This is a genomic window from Geomonas terrae (assembly GCF_004791675.1).
Classification (GTDB): domain Bacteria; phylum Desulfobacterota; class Desulfuromonadia; order Geobacterales; family Geobacteraceae; genus Geomonas; species Geomonas edaphica.
This window is the reverse complement of record NZ_SRSC01000004.1, coordinates 56029-73634: the sequence shown is the minus strand read 5'-3', so window position 1 is coordinate 73634 and position 17606 is coordinate 56029. Positions and strand designations below refer to the sequence as shown.

At 62.5% G+C, this 17606-nt stretch carries 15 protein-coding genes; 8 read left to right on the top strand and 7 right to left on the bottom strand.

The genetic code is table 11. The features are described from left to right. Positions 1-71: 71 nt before the first annotated feature. Both E4633_RS15890 and mutS read right to left on the bottom strand, forming a co-directional pair. Entirely contained in the window at positions 72-1337 is a 1266-nt protein-coding gene (locus E4633_RS15890) for an N-acetylmuramoyl-L-alanine amidase (protein ID WP_135870373.1), read from the bottom strand. Position 1338: 1 nt separating this feature from the next. Continuing rightward, positions 1339-3948 (bottom strand): DNA mismatch repair protein MutS, encoded by a 2610-nt coding sequence (gene mutS / locus E4633_RS15885; RefSeq protein ID WP_135870372.1) that lies wholly within the window; start codon positions 3946-3948, stop codon positions 1339-1341. A gap of 337 nt (positions 3949-4285) precedes the next feature. On the opposite strand from mutS, the gene E4633_RS15880 reads away from it, so the two are divergent. Together E4633_RS15880 and E4633_RS15875 are read left to right on the top strand one after the other, a co-directional pair. After that, complete coding sequence (locus E4633_RS15880; RefSeq protein ID WP_135870371.1) at positions 4286-5572, top strand: nucleotide sugar dehydrogenase; 1287 nt, start codon at positions 4286-4288, stop codon at positions 5570-5572. A 13-nt stretch (positions 5573-5585) separates the two neighbouring features. Further along, positions 5586-6947 (top strand): putative sensor domain DACNV-containing protein, encoded by a 1362-nt coding sequence (locus tag E4633_RS15875; RefSeq protein ID WP_135870370.1) that lies wholly within the window; start codon positions 5586-5588, stop codon positions 6945-6947. Between the two features lie 45 nt (positions 6948-6992). On the opposite strand, the gene dinB is transcribed toward E4633_RS15875, so the two are convergent. From dinB to lexA, 3 genes are read right to left on the bottom strand one after another with little or no spacing between them, the layout of a single operon-like run. Beyond that, positions 6993-8222 carry a DNA polymerase IV gene (gene dinB, locus E4633_RS15870; protein ID WP_135870369.1) on the bottom strand — a complete coding sequence of 410 codons (1230 nt, stop codon included), beginning with the start codon at positions 8220-8222 and terminating at the stop codon, positions 6993-6995. A 3-nt stretch (positions 8223-8225) separates the two neighbouring features. After that, complete coding sequence (locus tag E4633_RS15865) at positions 8226-8471, bottom strand: hypothetical protein (RefSeq protein WP_135870368.1); 246 nt, start codon at positions 8469-8471, stop codon at positions 8226-8228. A gap of 4 nt (positions 8472-8475) precedes the next feature. After that, positions 8476-9081: a transcriptional repressor LexA gene (lexA, locus tag E4633_RS15860; RefSeq protein ID WP_135870367.1), complete on the bottom strand. Its 606-nt coding sequence runs from the start codon at positions 9079-9081 to the stop codon at positions 8476-8478. A 312-nt stretch (positions 9082-9393) separates the two neighbouring features. On the opposite strand from lexA, the gene E4633_RS15855 reads away from it, so the two are divergent. Further along, a complete protein-coding gene (locus tag E4633_RS15855; RefSeq protein ID WP_246038065.1) occupies positions 9394-10614 on the top strand; it encodes a porin in 1221 nt (406 codons plus the stop codon). Between the two features lie 44 nt (positions 10615-10658). On the opposite strand, the gene E4633_RS15850 is transcribed toward E4633_RS15855, so the two are convergent. After that, complete coding sequence (locus tag E4633_RS15850) at positions 10659-11516, bottom strand: ChaN family lipoprotein (RefSeq protein WP_135870366.1); 858 nt, start codon at positions 11514-11516, stop codon at positions 10659-10661. A 129-nt stretch (positions 11517-11645) separates the two neighbouring features. Here E4633_RS15850 and E4633_RS15845 point away from each other — a divergent pair, with 129 nt between their 5' ends. The 3 genes from E4633_RS15845 to E4633_RS15835 all read left to right on the top strand — a co-directional run bounded on the left by E4633_RS15845 (position 11646) and on the right by E4633_RS15835 (position 15128). After that, positions 11646-13682 carry a M1 family metallopeptidase gene (locus tag E4633_RS15845; protein ID WP_246038039.1) on the top strand — a complete coding sequence of 679 codons (2037 nt, stop codon included), beginning with the start codon at positions 11646-11648 and terminating at the stop codon, positions 13680-13682. 312 nt (positions 13683-13994) lie between these two features. Continuing rightward, complete coding sequence (locus tag E4633_RS15840) at positions 13995-14813, top strand: flagellin N-terminal helical domain-containing protein (protein WP_135870365.1); 819 nt, start codon at positions 13995-13997, stop codon at positions 14811-14813. 57 nt (positions 14814-14870) lie between these two features. Next, positions 14871-15128 (top strand): hypothetical protein, encoded by a 258-nt coding sequence (locus E4633_RS15835; RefSeq protein ID WP_135870364.1) that lies wholly within the window; start codon positions 14871-14873, stop codon positions 15126-15128. 5 nt (positions 15129-15133) lie between these two features. On the opposite strand, the gene E4633_RS15830 is transcribed toward E4633_RS15835, so the two are convergent. Then, on the bottom strand, positions 15134-15853 hold the full coding sequence (locus E4633_RS15830; RefSeq protein ID WP_135870363.1) for a CAAX prenyl protease-related protein: 720 nt from the start codon (positions 15851-15853) through the stop codon (positions 15134-15136). Between the two features lie 141 nt (positions 15854-15994). Here E4633_RS15830 and E4633_RS15825 point away from each other — a divergent pair, with 141 nt between their 5' ends. Both E4633_RS15825 and E4633_RS15820 read left to right on the top strand, forming a co-directional pair. Further along, complete coding sequence (locus tag E4633_RS15825; RefSeq protein ID WP_135870362.1) at positions 15995-16201, top strand: GSU3473 family protein; 207 nt, start codon at positions 15995-15997, stop codon at positions 16199-16201. A gap of 526 nt (positions 16202-16727) precedes the next feature. Beyond that, positions 16728-17432 carry a choice-of-anchor N protein gene (locus E4633_RS15820; RefSeq protein WP_135870361.1) on the top strand — a complete coding sequence of 235 codons (705 nt, stop codon included), beginning with the start codon at positions 16728-16730 and terminating at the stop codon, positions 17430-17432. Positions 17433-17606 lie beyond the last annotated feature (174 nt).

Genomic DNA, 17606 nt, shown 5'->3' with positions numbered 1-17606 from the left:
GTAGGGGATGAAAAATGGAAAAGGCCGGCTTAAAAGCCGGCCTTTTTGCGTTTGGAGTGTGTCTTCTTCTCTCAGGCGGGTGCCTTGTTCAGTGCGGTGATGTACCCCTTGATACCGGCAAGGATGCCGTCGGCGGTCACATCCTGGTAGTGCGGGTCCTTGAGCTTCTGTTCGTCCCGCTCGTTGCTCAAAAACGCGGTCTCTACAAGGATGCTCGGCATGGTAGCACCCACGAGTACGTAGAAGGGGCCCTGCTTCACCCCGAGGTTCTTCACCGTCGGGTACGCCGAGAGCGCCTTTTTGTGCAGGGCCTTCTGTACCTCCTCCGCGAGATGCGCGGAGTCGTTCAGCTTGTAGTTCGCCATCAGGTCGAAAAGGACTGCCTGCAGCGTGCTCACTTTCTCAAGGCTCGTGCCGTTCTCCTTCGCGGCCAACTGCGCCACCTTCTCAGTCTTGGCGAGGTTCAGATAGTAGGTCTCGATGCCGTTGGCGCCGTGGTTCAGCGAGGCGTTCGCGTGGATGGAGACGAAAAGATCGGCTCCCACCTTGTTGGCGATCGCGGTTCTCTCCTGCAGCTCGATGAAGACGTCGGTGGAGCGGGTCATCACGACATCGATGCCGAGCTCCTCGCGGATCTTACGGGCCAGGTCCAGGCCGATCTGCAGCACGATGTCCTTCTCCCTCGTGCCCGAAGGGCTGACCGCGCCGGGGTCGTGCCCGCCGTGCCCCGGGTCGACCACGATCCTCCTGATCCTACCCGGCTTGAACCTTTTGGGCTCCTTTGCCTTTTGCGGCTTCTCGGGCTGGGCGAGCTTGTCGGCCTGTTTCGGTTCGGCCGGGGCGTTCTCGATCACCTCCCGCGACGCCGAGATCTCCTGCCTGCGGTCTCCCTTGATGTCGATGATGATGCGGTAGGGATCCGAGAAGGTGAAGACCTTGTATTCCTTGATGCTGTCCAGATCGAGGACGACCCTGACCGTGGAGGGGGCGAACTGGGCGATGCGGACGCTTTTTAAAAGGCCGTCACCTACGGAGAGATCTTTCACCCCGGTGTTTAGGTGAGTGCCCGGCAGGTCCAGGTAGAGCCGGCCGGGAAGCTTGTGATGCTCGAAGGCCACCTCCCTGTCGGCGGCTATGGAGACGCGGGTGTAGTCCGGGGTGGACCAGTGCCTGAGTTCTGTCACCGGCACGAGGCCGGCGAGCGGCGTCGTGCCGGCCGCCTCTGCAAGCCAGGGCGTGAGGAGCATCCCCCCCTGGGCGGCGAGGGCACGGCAGGCGAGCCAGCGATAGTAGGGGGGGACCAGCCCGAGGTATTTAACGAACTCCCTGCGTTTCATTTCACATCATCCTTTTCAGCTCATCCACGAGGTTGAGCGCCTCGAGCGGTGTTAAGAGCGCCACTTCCACCTCTTTCAGCCTCTCCCTGATGAGATCCTCGCCGGCATCGAAAAGCGAGAGTTGCGGGGACGGGGTGGGGGCCTTCTTGCCGCGCGCCAGGCGCGGAACTCCCCCCTCGCCGTACTCCCCCTTTTCCAGGTTGAGAAGGATCTCCTTGGCCCGGTCGATCACCGCCTGCGGCAGCCCGGCCAGGCGAGCGACCTGGATGCCGTAGGAGTGCGAGGCGCCGCCCGGAACGATCTTTCTCAAGAAGATGATGCGTTCGTTCCACTCGCGGACCGCGATGTTGAAGTTCTTTATGCCGGAGCGCGTGACGGCGAGTTCGGTCAACTCATGGTAGTGGGTGGCAAAGAGCGTCTTCGCCGCGTGCGCCTTGTTGTCGTGCAGGAATTCGGCGACGGCCCACGCGATGGAGACGCCGTCGAAGGTGGAGGTGCCCCGGCCGATCTCGTCCAGGATCACGAGGCTCTTCGCCGTGGCTCCCCGCAAGATGGCGGCGCTCTCCATCATCTCCACCATGAAGGTCGAGTGCCCGCGGGCCAGGTTGTCCGAGGCGCCGACGCGGGTGAAGATCCTGTCCACGAGCGGGATGCGCGCCCGCTCGGCGGGAACGAAGCTCCCCATCTGCGCCATCAGGGTGATGAGGGCCACCTGGCGCATGAAGGTCGATTTACCCGCCATGTTCGGGCCGGTGATGATGATCAGCTGGTTCTCGCCGTTGTCGAGGAGCGTGTCGTTCGGAACGAAGCGCTCGGCGGCGTAGAGGTCCTCGATGACGGGGTGCCTCCCCTCGGTGATGGAGAGCTCGGTCCCCTCGTGCACCTCCGGACGGCAGTACCCCTTGTCGTGGGCGAGCTCGGCGATCGAGGCGAGGACGTCCAGGCAGGCGAGGCGGTCCGCGCTCCTGGCGATCCGCTCACCCTGGGCCGCAGCGGCCTCGCGCACTTCCTGGAACAGGGTGAACTCGAGGTCCTTGATCCGGTCCTCGGCGCCCAACACCTTCTCCTCGTACTCCTTTAGCTCCGGGGTGATGTAGCGCTCGGCGTTGGCGAGGGTCTGTCTCCTGATGTAGTCCTCGGGGATGGACGAGACGTTCGCCTTCGTTACCTCTATGTAGTAGCCGAACACCTTGTTGTAGCGGATCTTCAGCGAGGTGATCCCGGTGCGCGCCTTCTCCTGGGCCTCGAGGCGGGCGATGAACCCTTTCCCCTCGCGGCTTATGGCGCGCAGCTCGTCGAGCTCGCCGTTGTAGCCGTCTGCGATGATGCCCCCATCGCGCAGCACGAAAGGAGGATCCTCGACGATGGCGCGGGTGATCAGGTCGCAGATCTCGGTGAGTGGGTCGATGCCTGCGTCAAGCTCTTTTAGATACGGCGCGGCGCATTCGGCGAGTTTCTCCTTGATGGCGGGAAGCCTCGAGAGCGATGAATTGAGGGCAGCGATATCCTTGGCCGAGGCGGAGGCGAGGCTTATGCGCCCGTTCAGCCGCTCGAGGTCGTAGACCCCGGAGAGGAGGTTTTTCAGCTCTGCACGCACCCCGGGGGCCTCGATCAGTTCCTGCACCGCGTCCTGACGCAGGCGGATCTTCGCGAGGTCCATCAGGGGGTAGTTGATCCACTGCTTGAGTTTTCTCCCCCCCATCGCGGTCACGGTCCGGTCCATGAGCCCCAGCAGGGACCCCTTGCGTTTCCCCTCGGAGATGGTGGCGGTCAACTCAAGGTTGCGCCTCGTGGACTCGTCCAGGAGGAGGTGCTGGCTCTCGCTATACGGGGTTATCCCGGTCACGTGCGGCGCGTTCCCCTTCTGGGTGTCGACCAGGTAGTGCAGGATCGCTCCGGCGGCGAGGAGGGCAGTGGGGAGCCCCTCGCACCCGAGCGTCTCGGCGGTGGCGCCCTTGAACTGGTTGCCGATCAGGCGCTTGCAGTAATCGGCGTCGTAGACCCATTCCTCGAAGTAGGTGAGGCTGCGGTCGTTTTTCAGATGCGCCACATCCTTCGCCTTCGGCTCTTCGCGGAAGGTGGCGGGGAGGATGATCTCGCGCGGCGCGATGCACGCCACCTCGGCGAGTGCTGCCTGCAGCCCGGCGAGTTCGGTGACCCGGAATTCACCGGTGGAGAGGTCCAGGTAGGAAAGGCCGTAGCACTCGCCGTCGCAGCAAAGGGCCAAGAGGTAGTTGTTTTCCTTCGGGGAGAGCGAGGCGTCCTCGACGACGAGGCCGGGGGTGACTACCCGCACCACCTCGCGCTTGACGATCCCCTTGGCGAGTTTCGGGTCTTCGGCCTGCTCGCAGATGGCCACCTTTTCGCCCGCCTCGACCAACTTCGCGATGTACGGGGCGCAGGAGTGATAGGGGACGCCGCAAAGCGGGACTTCGGATCCGTCAGCGTTTTTGCCGCGCGAGGTGAGGGTGATACCGAGTATGCGGGAGGCTTTCACCGCGTCATCGAGGAACATCTCGTAGAAGTCGCCGCATCTGAAAAAGAGAATCGCGTCGGGATGTTCAGCCTTGATCTCGAGGAACTGCCGCATCATGGGTGTTATTTCAGACATTTGGGAACCTTTTGGGGGAAGAGAAACGCGGGGCATCTTAGCAAAATCGCGGCACCATGTAAAGCTTCGCAGGCTCGCCTCCGAAGTCAGTGTCGTTGCGATCCGTTTCGGGGTGGCTGAGCTCAGTCTCGTGCCCGGGATGTCCGACTTCATGGCGGGATAAATGGTTTAATGCCAATTTTTTGCCTTCTATCTCTGGAGTTTTGGCCTATATGACTTAGAATCGCCTAAAGTTTTGCGGCCGACCCGCTCGGGGCGGTACGCACGGCGGGATGAATTCTGCAGGAGCAGCAGTCGCGAAAGCCGGCAAACCGGTTGCCGGCAAGGGAGGTGCTGTATGGGACATGGACGCAAGGTTTCGGTGGTGGGGCTGGGCTATGTCGGGCTGCCGGTTGCGGTGGCCTTCGGAAAAGTGCAGCGTACCATCGGGTTTGACATCGACGCGAAAAGGATCGAGGAACTGAGCTCCGGAAAGGATCGCACAGGTGAGGTGGAGGGGGCGGATCTCACCGAAACCGACATCGTCTTCACCGACCGGATCGATGATCTCAAGCAGGCGGATTTCCACGTCGTCGCGGTCCCGACCCCGGTCGATCCGGCGAAACAGCCGGATCTCTCGCTTTTGTGCAGCGCCTCGGAGACGGTGGGGCGCGCGCTTAAGAAGGGGGACGTGGTAGTCTACGAGTCGACGGTATATCCGGGGGTGACCGAGGAAGTCTGCCTTCCGATCCTTGAGCGGGTATCGGGGCTCAAGAGCCCTGAGGACTTTACCGTGGGGTACAGCCCGGAACGGATCAATCCGGGGGACCGCGAGCACACCTTCACCAACATACTGAAAGTCGTCTCCGGGCAGGACGCCGCCACCCTCGAGATCGTGGCGCAGGTCTACTCGGAGGTGGTAACGCCAGGCGTGCACCGGGCACCTTCCATCAAGGTGGCCGAGGCGGCGAAGGTGATCGAGAACACGCAGCGCGACCTGAACATCGCCCTCATGAACGAACTCGCCCTCATCTTCGATCGGATGGGGATCGACACCGGTGAGGTGCTTGCCGCGGCAGGGAGCAAGTGGAACTTCCTGAACTTCCGTCCCGGGCTCGTCGGTGGGCACTGCATCGGGGTCGACCCCTACTACCTGACCCACAAGGCGGAGAAGATCGGCTACATCCCGCAGGTGATCTTAGCCGGACGGCGCATCAACGACGGCATGGGAAAGTTCGTGGCGCAGCGCGCGGTGAAGGAGATCATCCGGGCGGGGCACCACGTGCTCGGCTCCTACGTCACCGTGCTCGGACTCACCTTCAAGGAGAACTGCCCGGACCTCAGGAACTCGAAAGTGGTCGATATCCTGGGCGAGCTCTGGGACTACGGCCTGAACGTGCAGGTCTGCGACCCGATGGCGGACCCGCAGGAGGCGAAGAGCGCCTACGGCGTCAGCTTGAAAGAGCCGGAGCGGCTGCAGCCGGCGGTCGCGGTCATCGTGGCGGTGGCGCACGACGTCTACCGCAACTGGACGCCGGCCAAGTTCGCGAGCCTCATGGTGGAAAACCCGGTGTTGATCGACGTGAAAGGGATCTACGACGGCCGGCAGATGGCATCGGCCGGCATCCGGATCTGGTGCCTGTAGCCGAGGTGGTGATATGAAACGGAGCCAAGTCCACAGCCCGGCCGCCGGGCACTGCTATCCCAAGGACCTCGTCGCCTTCGTCTTTGAGAGGTGGCAGGACCGCGCCTTCGTGGCGCGGGTCTGCCACGAGGCCGAGCCGGGAGGCTTCCGGCTTCCCGAGCGCGACGTTCTCGAGCAGGTGATCTCGACCTGCTACCAGGCGAGCCTTCTGCGCGAGGAGGAGCGCCCGGTGATGTTCCGCCTGATCATCCGGGACTCCTACCTCTTCGCCGCCCACGAGGGTCCCCCCACGGGGATGCACCGGCTCATCTTCTCGAGAACCCGTCCCTTCAACGAATACGAGCTGCATCGCTTGGCCCCGGCCGCAGACTTCTACCGGACCCTCATCGGCATCTGTATCGACCCGGCGCACGGTGCCCAGATCTGGGGGCTGCTCCACTCGGGAACCCGCTGGATGCACGCCGTGTACGGCGGCCGGAAGACCTCTCCCCCCTTGCCGCAGAGCCTCGTGGTCTACGTCACCGGCCCGGGGCAGATCTCGGTGTGCGCCGGTGACGAAATCATCGCGTCCTTAAACGGCGGGCAGATCAACTGTCCGTCCATCGACGTCTTCAACTCCCGCTGGTTCGGAAAGAGCCTCGCCGCCCTGAACGAGGAGACCTTCGCGCTGCACCGCTGCGCGCGCAGGCGCGCCGAGCGACCCTGGGCCGAGCTCGACCCTGACTTCGGCAGCAACATAGGGCAGCAGGCACTCAGGCGCATCATCAGCGTGATCAGGAACTCGAACCACGGGGGGCTGCTCGTTTACCTCCCCCCCGAACTGGCCGATGAGATCATGCAGGAGAACCAGTATCTCACGGTTAAGTACCAGTTCCTGGAGCTCGATTCCAGACAGCGCTTCCTCTCCCTCACCCTGCGCATCATGAACACCCTGGCCGAGAGCTACGGCGACCCGGAACATCCCGAACGGAAAGTGGGGTGGCAGGAGTACGTGACGAGCAAGAACGAATCGATCGCGCTTCTGGACGAGGCGATCTTCGACGTGGCGCACTTCATCGCGGCACTCTCGGCGGTGGACGGGGCGGTCGTCATCACCAAGCGTCAGGAGTTGCTTGGTTTCGGCGGGGTTATCTCGGGGGATCTGGACAGCGTCGGCATGGTGTCGCATGCCCTCGACACCGAGGGGGAACAGTGCGAGCCGGTTTTGAGCGAGGGGGTAGGGACGAGGCACCGGGCCGCCTACCGGATCTGCCAGAAGCTGCACCAGGCGATCGCCGTCGTGATCTCTCAGGACGAGACGGTGCAGATCGTGCGGTGGCACAATGGTTCGGTGACCTACTGGGACCAGATCCCCACAGGCGTACCAGGGTTCTAGGGGGGTAAGTAGCTAAGGTTGTCGGAGCTTATGGGCACATTCTTCTCAATCCGCATCCACGTTACGCACCCCTTCCGGCTTCCACGCGGGGGAGATCACCTTCGCTCCGCACTCCTTGCCTAAAAGGGTCCCGAAGGTGACCGAAAAATCCCCGTACCGGTTGTTGACGCGGTCCATGGCGCTCGCTACGAGCGCCTTTTTGCGCTCGGTATCGAAAAGCGGCAGCTGTTCGGTGTGGTAGGTGAGGTTCGTGATTCTGACGCCTAAAAGCCGCACAGGCTGGGTCAGGTCGAGCTGGTCGAGGATCTGCACCGCGTCGCGGTAGATCTCGTCGCTGTTGCTGGTAGGCTCGGCACGGCTTGCCTGCCTGGAAAAGGTGGTGAAGTCCGCGTAGCGCACCGTGAGGGTCACCGTCTTCCCCGCAACCCCGTGCTTTCTCGCCCTTCTCCCAACCATCTCGGAGAGCTGCAAAAGGTACAGAAGGATCTCGGCGCGCTCGGTGATGTCGGTGTCGAGGGTCGTGCTGTGCCCGACGCTTTTCACCTCCTCGGCATCCTCTTCGGCGACGACCGGAGCATCGTCGACGCCGAGCCCCATGTAGTGCAGCTTCTCCCCGGTCACCCCGAAAGCCTTCCTGAGCACCTCCATCGGAAAGCGCCCGAGCTCGCCGCAGGTCTTGATGCCGAACTTGGTCAGTTGCTGGTGCGTCTTCGCCCCAATGCCGCAGAGATCCTTGATCGGGACCCGCTCCATGACACGCGCCACCTCTTCCGGTGCGATGACGGTGAGGCCGTCCGGCTTCTGCATGTCGGAGGCGAGCTTTGCGAGGAGCTTGTTGGGGGCGATGCCGACGGAGCAGGTAAGGCCGAAACGCTCCCGGATGCGCTCCTTGATGAGGCACGCGATGTTTTCCGGCGAACCGAAGAGGCTGAGGCACCCCGTCACGTCAAGAAACGCCTCGTCGATGGAGAACACCTCGACGAGCGGGGTGTACTCCCGCATGATGCCGATGATCTGCTTTGAGGTGTAGGAGTACTTCCGGTTGTTGCCGACCACGAAGATCAGCTCCCGGCACTTTTGCCGAGCCTCCCAGGTGTTCATCCCGGTCTTCACCCCATAGGCGCGCGCCTCGTAGGAACAGGTGGTGATGATGGTGCGCTTGGCCGCGCCGATCACCGCCACCGGCTTGCCGCGCAGGGCTGGGTTTGACTGCTGCTCCACCGAGGCGAAGAACGCGTTCATGTCGATGTGCAGGATGATCCGGTGCTCTGCCACGTCTTACTGCTCCTCGACCCCCACGAGGGTCCAGTTCTGGTCCGAGGTGTCGTACACGATTTCGTAGAGGTTGCTGTCGTCGCAGACTGCGAAGTGCAGCCTCGTCGCGCCTCCGAGGTTGTCCTTCCAGAAATAGGGCCAGCGCGTCACCGCGTGCCGCTGCCGCCGCCACTCGAACCAGACCGGCTTTACCCGCGTCCCCGGGGAGAAAACCGCGGCCACCCTGATGCTCTCACAAAAGCGCTGCATGAAATTACTCCATCTGCCGGTAGATGCCAACCACTTTCCCTACGATGGAGACTTCGCCATCCCCCTCGTGCACGATGATCGGGTCGTAGTTCGGGTTTTCCGGCTGGAGCCTGATCCGGTCCGCCTCCCGGTAAAAGCGCTTCAGCGTCGCCTCCCCACCCACCATGGCGACCACGATGTCTTTGTTGTGGGCGTCGGGCTGCGGGCGCACCAGCGCGAGGTCCCCCTCCACGATGTGGGCGTGGATCATGGAATCCCCCTTCACGCGCAGGAAGAAGGTCCCCCCCTTGTCCATCTGCGAGCGGTCGATGGTGAAGTGCCCCTCGATGTCCTCTATCGCGGGGTGCAGGGTGCCCGCCCGTACCTGGCCAACGATGGGGAGGGGGACCCCCTGTCCCTGCTGGCTCAAGGTGATGCCGCGCGTGCTTCCCTCCTGCCGGCGCAGGTATCCCTTGCGCTCCAGGGCGTCCAGGTGCTTCAGAACCCCCAGCGTGCCGCTCACCCCGAGCTTCGCACCGATCTCACGCAAGGTGGGGGGGTAGCCGTACTCCTCTATGTGCCGGGACACGATCTCCAGCACTTCCTTTTGCCGTGCGGTCAATTCTTCCATTTAGCCCACCTCCTACTCTTGGTTATCTGATGAGAACTTTACCGTATGGTAACCATGCCCTGTCAAGCCGGAAAAAAGCTCTTCGGTTGATGGTTAGGGAAATCCAACTATAGTGTAGCGGGTGTTCGTGCGGGGGATGTCAACCACCAGGATTAGGAGGCGGCCATGACAAGCGTGGACGGAAGGACTACAGGGACATGGAGACGGGTCGTAAGACGTAGTAGTGGGGGAAACGGGGGCGAGGAAAGAGTGGCGCGCGGCACGGCGCGCTCGTTACGGTCGGGAAGCCTTATAGGGGCTATATTGCGCGGCGTGCTCCCTTTTTGCATCCTCTGCGTGCTCGCCTCACCGTGCAGCGCCGATGGGGACGGTGAGTACCACACCCCTCTGGCGGGTGAGCCGGGACGGGTCACCTTCATGGGGCGCGAGGTCGAGATCCCGGCGGTCGATCGCGCCCGGATGAACTCCATCACCCTCGGCGCATCCCTTCTTGAGCCCCCCCAGGGACAGACATCTGCGCTGCCGGTCGCCGCCTTCTTTCACCGGCGCGTCACCGAGCGCTCGCACGCCCGCGCCATGATCGCGCTCTTTGTGAACGAAATTGAGTATGACCGCGACGCAGGCGGCCTGGACCTGGTGGCGCAGTTCGAGAACGAGACCCTCCCGGTGGCGGAGCGTGAGATCAACCACGGTGAAGATGTGCGGGGGACCTCGCTCTACTTCGGCACCCTCGTCGGTGCGGCGGGGATTGGCTACCGGACCCCCGTGTCGCCCTTTCAGGTGGACAACGATTTCAGGGTGCAGCTTTTAGCCCGCGCCGGATACTTTTACGCCCACCGAGAAGGGGATACCTCCCCCGGGCTCTGGGTCCCACCGGACACGGCGCTTCTCGGCGCCAGGCTGCGCTGTCGCTTCGATGGCCTGCGCAGAAACCTCCTGGAGCTCCCCCACAAGGGGGTTGCGGCCGGGTTCGATGCGGACTTCACGCACCGGGACCGGTGGCGCGGCGAGGAGGGAGGAAGCGGTAACCGCAATTACGCGCAGTTTCGCGGGCACCTGGTCGGTGCCTACGGCGTGCCGGGGATCTCTTCAGATAGGGACCGGCTCCTTTTCGCCCTGTACGGCGGGATCACCGGTGCGGGGAAGGGAGACCGCTTCAACGCCTTCCGCATCAACGGCACGCCCTTTCCCAGCGAGCAGTACGACCTTGCCTGGCCGCACTACAGCGGTGTCGTCTTCGACGAGGTGCTGGCCCGGGGGTACGCGACCGCCACTGCCGGCTACCGCCGGGAGCTCACCTTTTTCCTCTACCTGAGCGCCCTGGGGTCGTACATCTGGGCGGACCGCTCTCGTGCCGAGGCGGTGGACCGGGTGGCCTTCAGGGACCGCCAGGGTGGCGCTGCAACGGTCGCACTGGACAGCGCGTTTTTGTGGAACTCCTCGCTCTACCTCGCGTGGAGTTACGAATCCGGGGTGATGCGCGAGGGACGCTCCGGCAGCGGCTTCACGCTCATGTGGAACAAGCTTCTGTGATGTGCGCTTGCAATCGGCGGGAAATGGACTTAATGTGGCACGCGTTACGGAGAGGTGAAGCTCACCAGGTAGTCGATCACCTCGGGGGAGGCCTCGCCTCCCTTGAATTCGTTGATCTCCGGCATGATGACGAGGCTCGCAAGGGGTGAGCCGTTGCGGGAAAGCTGTTCCGGGATGGCATTTTTTACGGCGTGCCAGATCCCGGTGAACGCCACCACCTTCGTCTTGGGCGCCTTTTTCAGGTAAGCGCGGATGTTGGTCGCCATGCCGCTGTTGCGCAGGGTCTGCGCCTCGCAGAAGTACTCGAAGACGCGCCCGTTGGTGACGTGTTTGAACACCTCGCCGAAAGATTTCTTGAGAAACTCGGTGTGCGGGTTGTTCAGGTCGCACATCGTCCCCTGCGGGAGGCTCTTTTTCTCCTCATCGGTGAGCGCCGCATAGCCGCGGCGCGAAACCTTGACCACCAGCTCCTTCGGGAGGTTGAGCGCGATCATGGGGATCCCGTTTTCCTTCGCGAAGACGAATATGTCCCGATAAAGCCCCCAGTCGTAAGACCAATTTTGGGCGAAGACCTGTTTGAACCGCTCTTCGCTCATCTTCCCGGCGATGAAGGCGTCCAAATTCCCCTGGCTGTCCGACTGCATAGCCTCGATGCCGATAGCGATGGGGATACCCTCTTTCTTCATTGCGCGGAGCACCTCGAGCTGCAGGGCGTGATGCGCCTTGTTGTCGTGGACTTCGCCGACGAGGACCAGGTCCGCCTTTTCAGCTTGGGCGACGACCTGTCGCATGGCGACCTGCTTTCCGTCGCTTAGGCGCGTGATGTTCTCTCCGGCCGGTGCGGCAGCCGGAAGCACCAGGGAAACGATGATGAAGAGCAGGCAAGCGGCTAACTTGGACATGATGCGGCTCCCGTGGGGGTGTTGCCCCGTGAAATGGCACGCTGCAGGTTACACCAATGCATGCGAGATCACAAACATAATTGCTCCTCCCGCATCGGAGGAGCCGGCGCCTGGCGCCCGGAGGTGAGCGTGAGGGGAATCGGGTTCCTTTGCTTTCTTTTGGTCATGCTGTTTCAGCTGCTGTTCGCCCTTGGTGCACAAGGCGCGGCACCCCAGGTCGCGAGCCAGGAGATAAGGGTCGCCCTCGACCCGGCAAGGCACGAGCTGCGTGGTGCGACCACGGTCATCTTTGCCGGAGTGGCGAAGCAGGCCAGGCTCGGCCTCGCCCCGGCGGCGCGCGTCGAGTCCGTCCAAGACGCCGGGGGGGAGAAGGTCCCCTGGCGCTTCGACTCGGGCTCTCTTACCCTCGATCTTGCCGGCCGGGCGGCCACGGTGACCGTTTCATGGCGGGCGAGCTTCCATGACGAAGTCTCACGCAACCAGACGGCCGAGGACCCGAGCTACGGGGTGAACGCGTCCATAGGCGAAGAGGGTACCTTCCTCGGGGGGGGCGCACTTTGGTACCCGGTGCCGGAGCAGGTGCCGCAAAGCCGGACGGTCAAGGTCGAGGCCCCCGCCGGGATCGAGGCGGTCACCTTCGGAGCACGCCTCTCCCGGGAGACTTCAGGCGGGGTGACCCGCTCCGTCTGGCGCGAGGCGCGGCCGGTCGGGATCCTCTCCCTCTGCGCGGGACCCTACCTCGTCGAGGAACGGGAGGTGGCAGGGATCAAGCTTTACAGCTATCTCTCGCGCGACAACGCCGCACTCGCCCCGCGCTACCTGGACGCCGTCGCCAGGTACCTCCCCATGTACCAGGAACTCTTTGGCCCATACCCCTTCGAGAAGTACGCCGTGGTGGAAAACTTCTTCCCGACGGGGTACGGCTTCCCCTCCTTCACGCTTCTGGGGGGCTCCGTGATCAGGCTCCCGTTCATCGCCGATACGAGCCTTCCCCACGAGATCGCGCACAGCTGGTGGGGCAACGGCGTCGACGTCGACGCGTCCGAGGGGAACTGGTGCGAGGGGTTGGTGACTTACCTGGCGGACTACCTGCTGAAGGAGCGCCGCTCGGAGGCGGAGGGGAGCGACTACCGCAGGCAGCTCCTCATCGACTACGCCTCACTGGTCACGCCGCAAAACGACTTCCCGCTCACCTCCTTTGCCAGCCGCAGCGATCCCGCCTCGCGCGCCATCGGTTACGGCAAGGGGGCCATGGTGTTCCACATGATCCGGCGCCATATCGGGGACGAAGCCTTCTTCGCGGGGCTTAGGCAGGTGGCCCGGGAGCGGATGTACCGGGACGCCTCATGGAGCGACCTCCTGCGTGCCTTCTCGGAGCGCTCCGGGGCCGACCTATCCGTTTTCAGGACCTGGCTCACCCGTCCCGGCGGCCCGCGTCTCGCGCTGGCGGATGTGACGCTGCGCCGCGACGGTAAGGGGTGGCGGGTGAACGGGGTGGTGCGGCAGTCCGCGCCGTTTTTCGCCGTGGATCTTCCGCTGCGCCTTGAGTCGGCGGGCGGGGCGACGACCGAGGTCGTTCGGGTCGCTGCGCGTGAAGAGACCCCGTTCACGCTTACTAGTACGACCGCTCCGGGGCGCCTGCTTCTCGATCCCGCCGCGGACCTGTTCCGGATCCTCGCCAAGGACGAGATCCCCGCCACGGTGAACAGCGTGAAGGGCTCCACGCGCCTTATGGGCGTGGTAGCGCGCGACTGCCGGGCGCGTCCGGAGACCTTCCGCGCCTTCTTGGCCTCCCTTTCCCAGGGGACGGCCCCCATCGTAGGCGAGGCCGCACTGACGCCGACGGAGGCGGCGCGCCACGACCTCGTCATCTGCGGCATGCCCGCGGACCGCTCCCTGATCCCGGCCGGCGCGGAACTACCTGGCACGGCAGGGGAGGGGGATGCAGACTCCCTGCTCTTCCAGGTGCTGATGCGCCACGTGCCGGAAACGGGGGCGGTCGCCCTGTTCCTCCCGGGATCGGAGCGCGCCGCGCTCCAGTACGCGCCGAAGGTAACCCACTACGGGAAGTACGGCTCCCTGTACTTCGCGGGGGGCGTCAACCGCCGCAAGGGGACCGCGGCTGCGGCGGGCGGGGGGGCGGTGGTGCGTTTTCAGGCCAAGTAAACAGTCCGTAGTTTCGAGTCCTTAGGGCGCCGTCACGTGCGTGCGGCGCCTCGTTTTCGTCCTCTTCTTCGCTGCCCCTCGCAAGCCGCCCCCTGCGCACCAGGGGTGCTCCTCGCCACTACCCCGCTTGTATTTTTATTTGCATTCACGAATTAAAAATATTTAAGTTATAATTCTCCGCGGTCGATAAGGAGAGATGTCGTGCACGGGAGGGGCACGGAACCGGCCACTCCGCGATACTTCCCGTTGCGACGACCATCGGTTGGAAAACCACCGGCAGAACGCCGGGTCGCCTAGAAAAGGAGCTACGCCATGACAGTGAGTGATATCTCTTTGACCGCCGGCATGAGGACCAACCTTTTGTACCTGCAGAACACGAGCCAGCTGCTGAACCGCACCCAGCAGAGACTCTCCTCGGGGAAAAGGGTGAACAGCGCGCTCGACAACCCGACCAACTACTTTGCAGCCCAGAACGCGAACCAGAGGGCGAGCGACCTCTCCGACCGCAAGGACGGGATGTCTGAAGCGGTGCAGACGGTGAGTGCGACCAACGCCGGCATCTCCGCCATCACCGGCCTCATCAACGCCGCCAAGGGTGTCGCCCAGTCCGCCCTCTCCACGAGCGACACGACGGTCCAGGCGAAGCTGGCCGACCAGTACAACACCATCCGCAGCCAGATCGACAACATCTCCTCCGACTCCGGGTACCGGGGCTTGAATCTCCTGAGTTCGATCAACACGCTCACGGTGAACTTCAATGAGGATGCCAGCTCGACCCTCGACGTCGTCGGCTTCCTGGCCAGCTCGGACGGCCTGAGCCTCACCACGGCCAGCGGCAACTGGCAGAGCGTTTCTGACATCACCACTGACACCGCGAAGATGGATACCGCCATTTCCACGCTGAGGGTGAACACCCAGGCCCTCGCCGCGAACCTGAACATCATCACCACCCGCCAGAGCTTCACCGACGAGATGATCAACACGCTGCAGACCGGGGCCGACAACCTCACCCTCGCCGACATGAACGAAGAAGGGGCGAACATGCTGATGCTGCAGACACGCCAGTCGCTCGGTACCACCTCGCTCAGCCTCTCCTCGCAGGCTGCGCAGTCCATCCTCAGGCTGTTCTAGTCATGAAGGCGGGGCGGCGCACGCCGTCCCGCCCATCCCACCCTTCAAGGAGGCGACATGAGAAATCCGGGCTGCAGACCACCCTGTCGGGAACAGCGCCGATCCAAGCCGTGCAGCGGGCCGGGCTTCTCCTCCGAAACCACGTCTTCCGCAGCATGGCATGAAGCCGGCCTCTCCGGGGAGCTCGGGGCGGTTTCCTGCGATTTGAGGCAGGAAGGTCTCAACATGCTGCGCCTTGCCGAAGCGCACCAACAGGCTCAGAACCCGCTCAGCGCCTCATCGAGACAGGCCCGCACCGTGCTGGGACAGTTCTAGCTGCGCTACCAGAAGTACCAGGCGCCGCTTTTAAGGACGTATATGGCGAGGGCAAGATTTGCGACGGCGTGGGAGAGGATGCAAAGGGCGAGGCTTCGGGTTCGGTAAAGGACGACGTTGAAGATGGCGCCTGCCAGCATACCGGCAAGGAGGAAGTGGTGTTCGAGTCCGAAGAGGACCGTGGTGATCAGGAAGGAACCCCAACTGAAGGTCCCGACCGGCACGGATCGGAAATCCGGACGGATCAGGTAGCGTATCAGAAAGGAGCGCCAGAAAAGCTCCTCCATCACTGGGACCACGAGCACGGCCCCCGCAACCCGCGTCGCGGTTAGAAGGAGCCGTACCGCCCCCTCTGGAAGAAGCATCGGGTTGAAGCCGGGCGAGGATCCCACCAGTGGCAGGGTCGTCTGAACGTTGATCCAGAGCAGGAAGGTGATTACCCCGGCACCTGCGGCCGCCAACGAAGCCGCGGGCTTCAGCAGCTCCCTCCATCGCAGTTCTTCCTTGAATTCAGAGCGCACAACGTAAAGCAGCAATGCCACGCTTATGGTCTTTAGCGGATACAACAGGTAGAAGGACTGGTCGGTCAGGGTGACCCACTGCCGCTGTGTGGCCTCGCGCAACCCTTCCTCGAGCGCTATGAAGGCCATAAAAAGGGCGAAGGGAAGTACGCGTGCGATGACAGCACGCTCCACACGCAAGAATTTGGCGACTAGATCAATCATATTGGCGGTATTTACCACAGCACCGGTGACCTGTCCATCCGGCTCCTTCAGTCTTAGCGGGGTCTGAATATTGCAAGGGCATTGACAGAAGTCCTGCATTTAACCTGTAGCTACAGAGAATGTGGCTCGAGGGGGGCGGTCATGCTGGTTCAGGTGCATTGGACAAACAAGAGATACGACTACGTGAAGGATTACATGCTCGACAGCCTGATAGAGGCCGGTGTCGTTGCCAGATTTCTCCGTTCTTCCGGCTGGGTGACCATCGGCATCGATCCGATTCGCAGGTCGAAGCATCAAAAGTCCTACGGCGGTCCGGAAAGAAGGCACATAGGAAGCGCTGCCGCATGAAACGCCGTCTATCAGGACGCTTCGACGTGGTACTGTCGGATTTTCTAACAGCCCCTTTGGCAGCGGTATTGTTGCTGCGGTAAAAGACGCCGGCGGCGTCCTACACTTCCCTTTTGCGACACGATCACCGCGATGTGCGATTCCCACTGCAACACCCATGTTCGGCTTCACTGAAGAACATCTCCAACGTTTATCCCCTCCGTCTAAAACCATTTCCCGGACGTCCATCTCTTTGTAAAAAAAATCGACAGAATCTCCGCGCAAAGCGCCAATCCTTTTTGAATCGGCCTGTTACGGGTTATTTGCCTTCCCGTCGGGCGGTCCTCACCCGGATTTTCCCGTGATTTCGGCTCACTTCGCTCTGAAAGCCTCTCTGCCTTTGTCGAGATACCTTACAGAAGGCGGCATGCCGGTTTGATAGGTCCGATGTAAAAACGGCTACTTGGAGTTATGGCACGGCTGGTGCAGTAGGAAAAGCAACTTAATGTCCCTTCAAGGAAAATGAGGTTAAAAAAGGAGGTAGGTCATGAAAAAGTTGATACTAGCAGCCGCTGCCGCGCTGATGTTCTCAACATCAGCCTTTGCTGAGCCGGTTCTCCAACTGTACATCCCTGGTGCTACTTACGATTCAACCGAGACCTGGGTCACAACCAGTAATTCCTTCACCCTCTGGGTTTTAGGTTGGGGAAACAAGGAGCCTATCACCAACGTCTTCCTGTCCGCCGCGTTCAAGACCGGTGAGACCGGCACCATCACTTTAACCCCGACAACGGCGGCTTCCCCTGTTATCGATCCATCAACGCCCTCAGCCCCGACCGTAGGCCCGAGCGGTGTAGGCGATCAACCCGTACTTGGTGACGGCAGCCTGCTTCCTAGCCACGGCATCTATGGTGCTGGGACTAGTTGGGTCTCCTTCGGCCTCGGCGATTTCACCCTTACGGACTCTATGATAGGCGACTTCAGCGTCACCGCACCTGACCTGTCCACGCTCTCCACCCCGGGGCAGATCAACGCCTATACCGTAGATATCACCGGTTACGCAAGTGGCGTCCACTTCGATGCGTACGACCACATACTCTCCGGGAACCACGTAAGCTACCTCTTCGCTCCCTTCTCACATGATGCAGAAGGTGGCGGTAACCCGCCCGTTCCCGAACCGGGAACCATAGTACTGCTCGGCGCAGGGTTCCTTGGCCTGGCAATTTATGGCAAACGTCGTCAACGCAGCTAGTTGCCGTACCGCGGAGAAGATGAAGAGAGGGACTAGACAAAGTCATCGATGGTTGACGACCCCTGAATAGGGAAGATGAAAGAATGACCCGCCACCGATTCCAGTATGCTTGGAACAGTGGCGGGTTTTTCTGTGGCAGTCTCGAGCGCCATGCCGGTGCATCCCCACATTGCA

What these genes read in the sequence shown, in the direction of transcription:
- E4633_RS15890 (WP_135870373.1), bottom strand. Translation starts at nt 1,337, where the DNA reads ATGAAACGCAGGGAGTTCGTTAAATACCTCGGGCTGGTCCCCCCCTAC.
- mutS (WP_135870372.1), bottom strand. Translation starts at nt 3,948, where the DNA reads ATGTCTGAAATAACACCCATGATGCGGCAGTTCCTCGAGATCAAGGCT.
- E4633_RS15880 (WP_135870371.1), top strand. Translation starts at nt 4,286, where the DNA reads ATGGGACATGGACGCAAGGTTTCGGTGGTGGGGCTGGGCTATGTCGGG.
- E4633_RS15875 (WP_135870370.1), top strand. Translation starts at nt 5,586, where the DNA reads ATGAAACGGAGCCAAGTCCACAGCCCGGCCGCCGGGCACTGCTATCCC.
- E4633_RS15865 (WP_135870368.1), bottom strand. Translation starts at nt 8,471, where the DNA reads ATGCAGCGCTTTTGTGAGAGCATCAGGGTGGCCGCGGTTTTCTCCCCG.
- lexA (WP_135870367.1), bottom strand. Translation starts at nt 9,081, where the DNA reads ATGGAAGAATTGACCGCACGGCAAAAGGAAGTGCTGGAGATCGTGTCC.
- E4633_RS15850 (WP_135870366.1), bottom strand. Translation starts at nt 11,516, where the DNA reads ATGTCCAAGTTAGCCGCTTGCCTGCTCTTCATCATCGTTTCCCTGGTG.
- E4633_RS15840 (WP_135870365.1), top strand. Translation starts at nt 13,995, where the DNA reads ATGACAGTGAGTGATATCTCTTTGACCGCCGGCATGAGGACCAACCTT.
- E4633_RS15835 (WP_135870364.1), top strand. Translation starts at nt 14,871, where the DNA reads ATGAGAAATCCGGGCTGCAGACCACCCTGTCGGGAACAGCGCCGATCC.
- E4633_RS15830 (WP_135870363.1), bottom strand. Translation starts at nt 15,853, where the DNA reads ATGATTGATCTAGTCGCCAAATTCTTGCGTGTGGAGCGTGCTGTCATC.
- E4633_RS15825 (WP_135870362.1), top strand. Translation starts at nt 15,995, where the DNA reads ATGCTGGTTCAGGTGCATTGGACAAACAAGAGATACGACTACGTGAAG.
- E4633_RS15820 (WP_135870361.1), top strand. Translation starts at nt 16,728, where the DNA reads ATGAAAAAGTTGATACTAGCAGCCGCTGCCGCGCTGATGTTCTCAACA.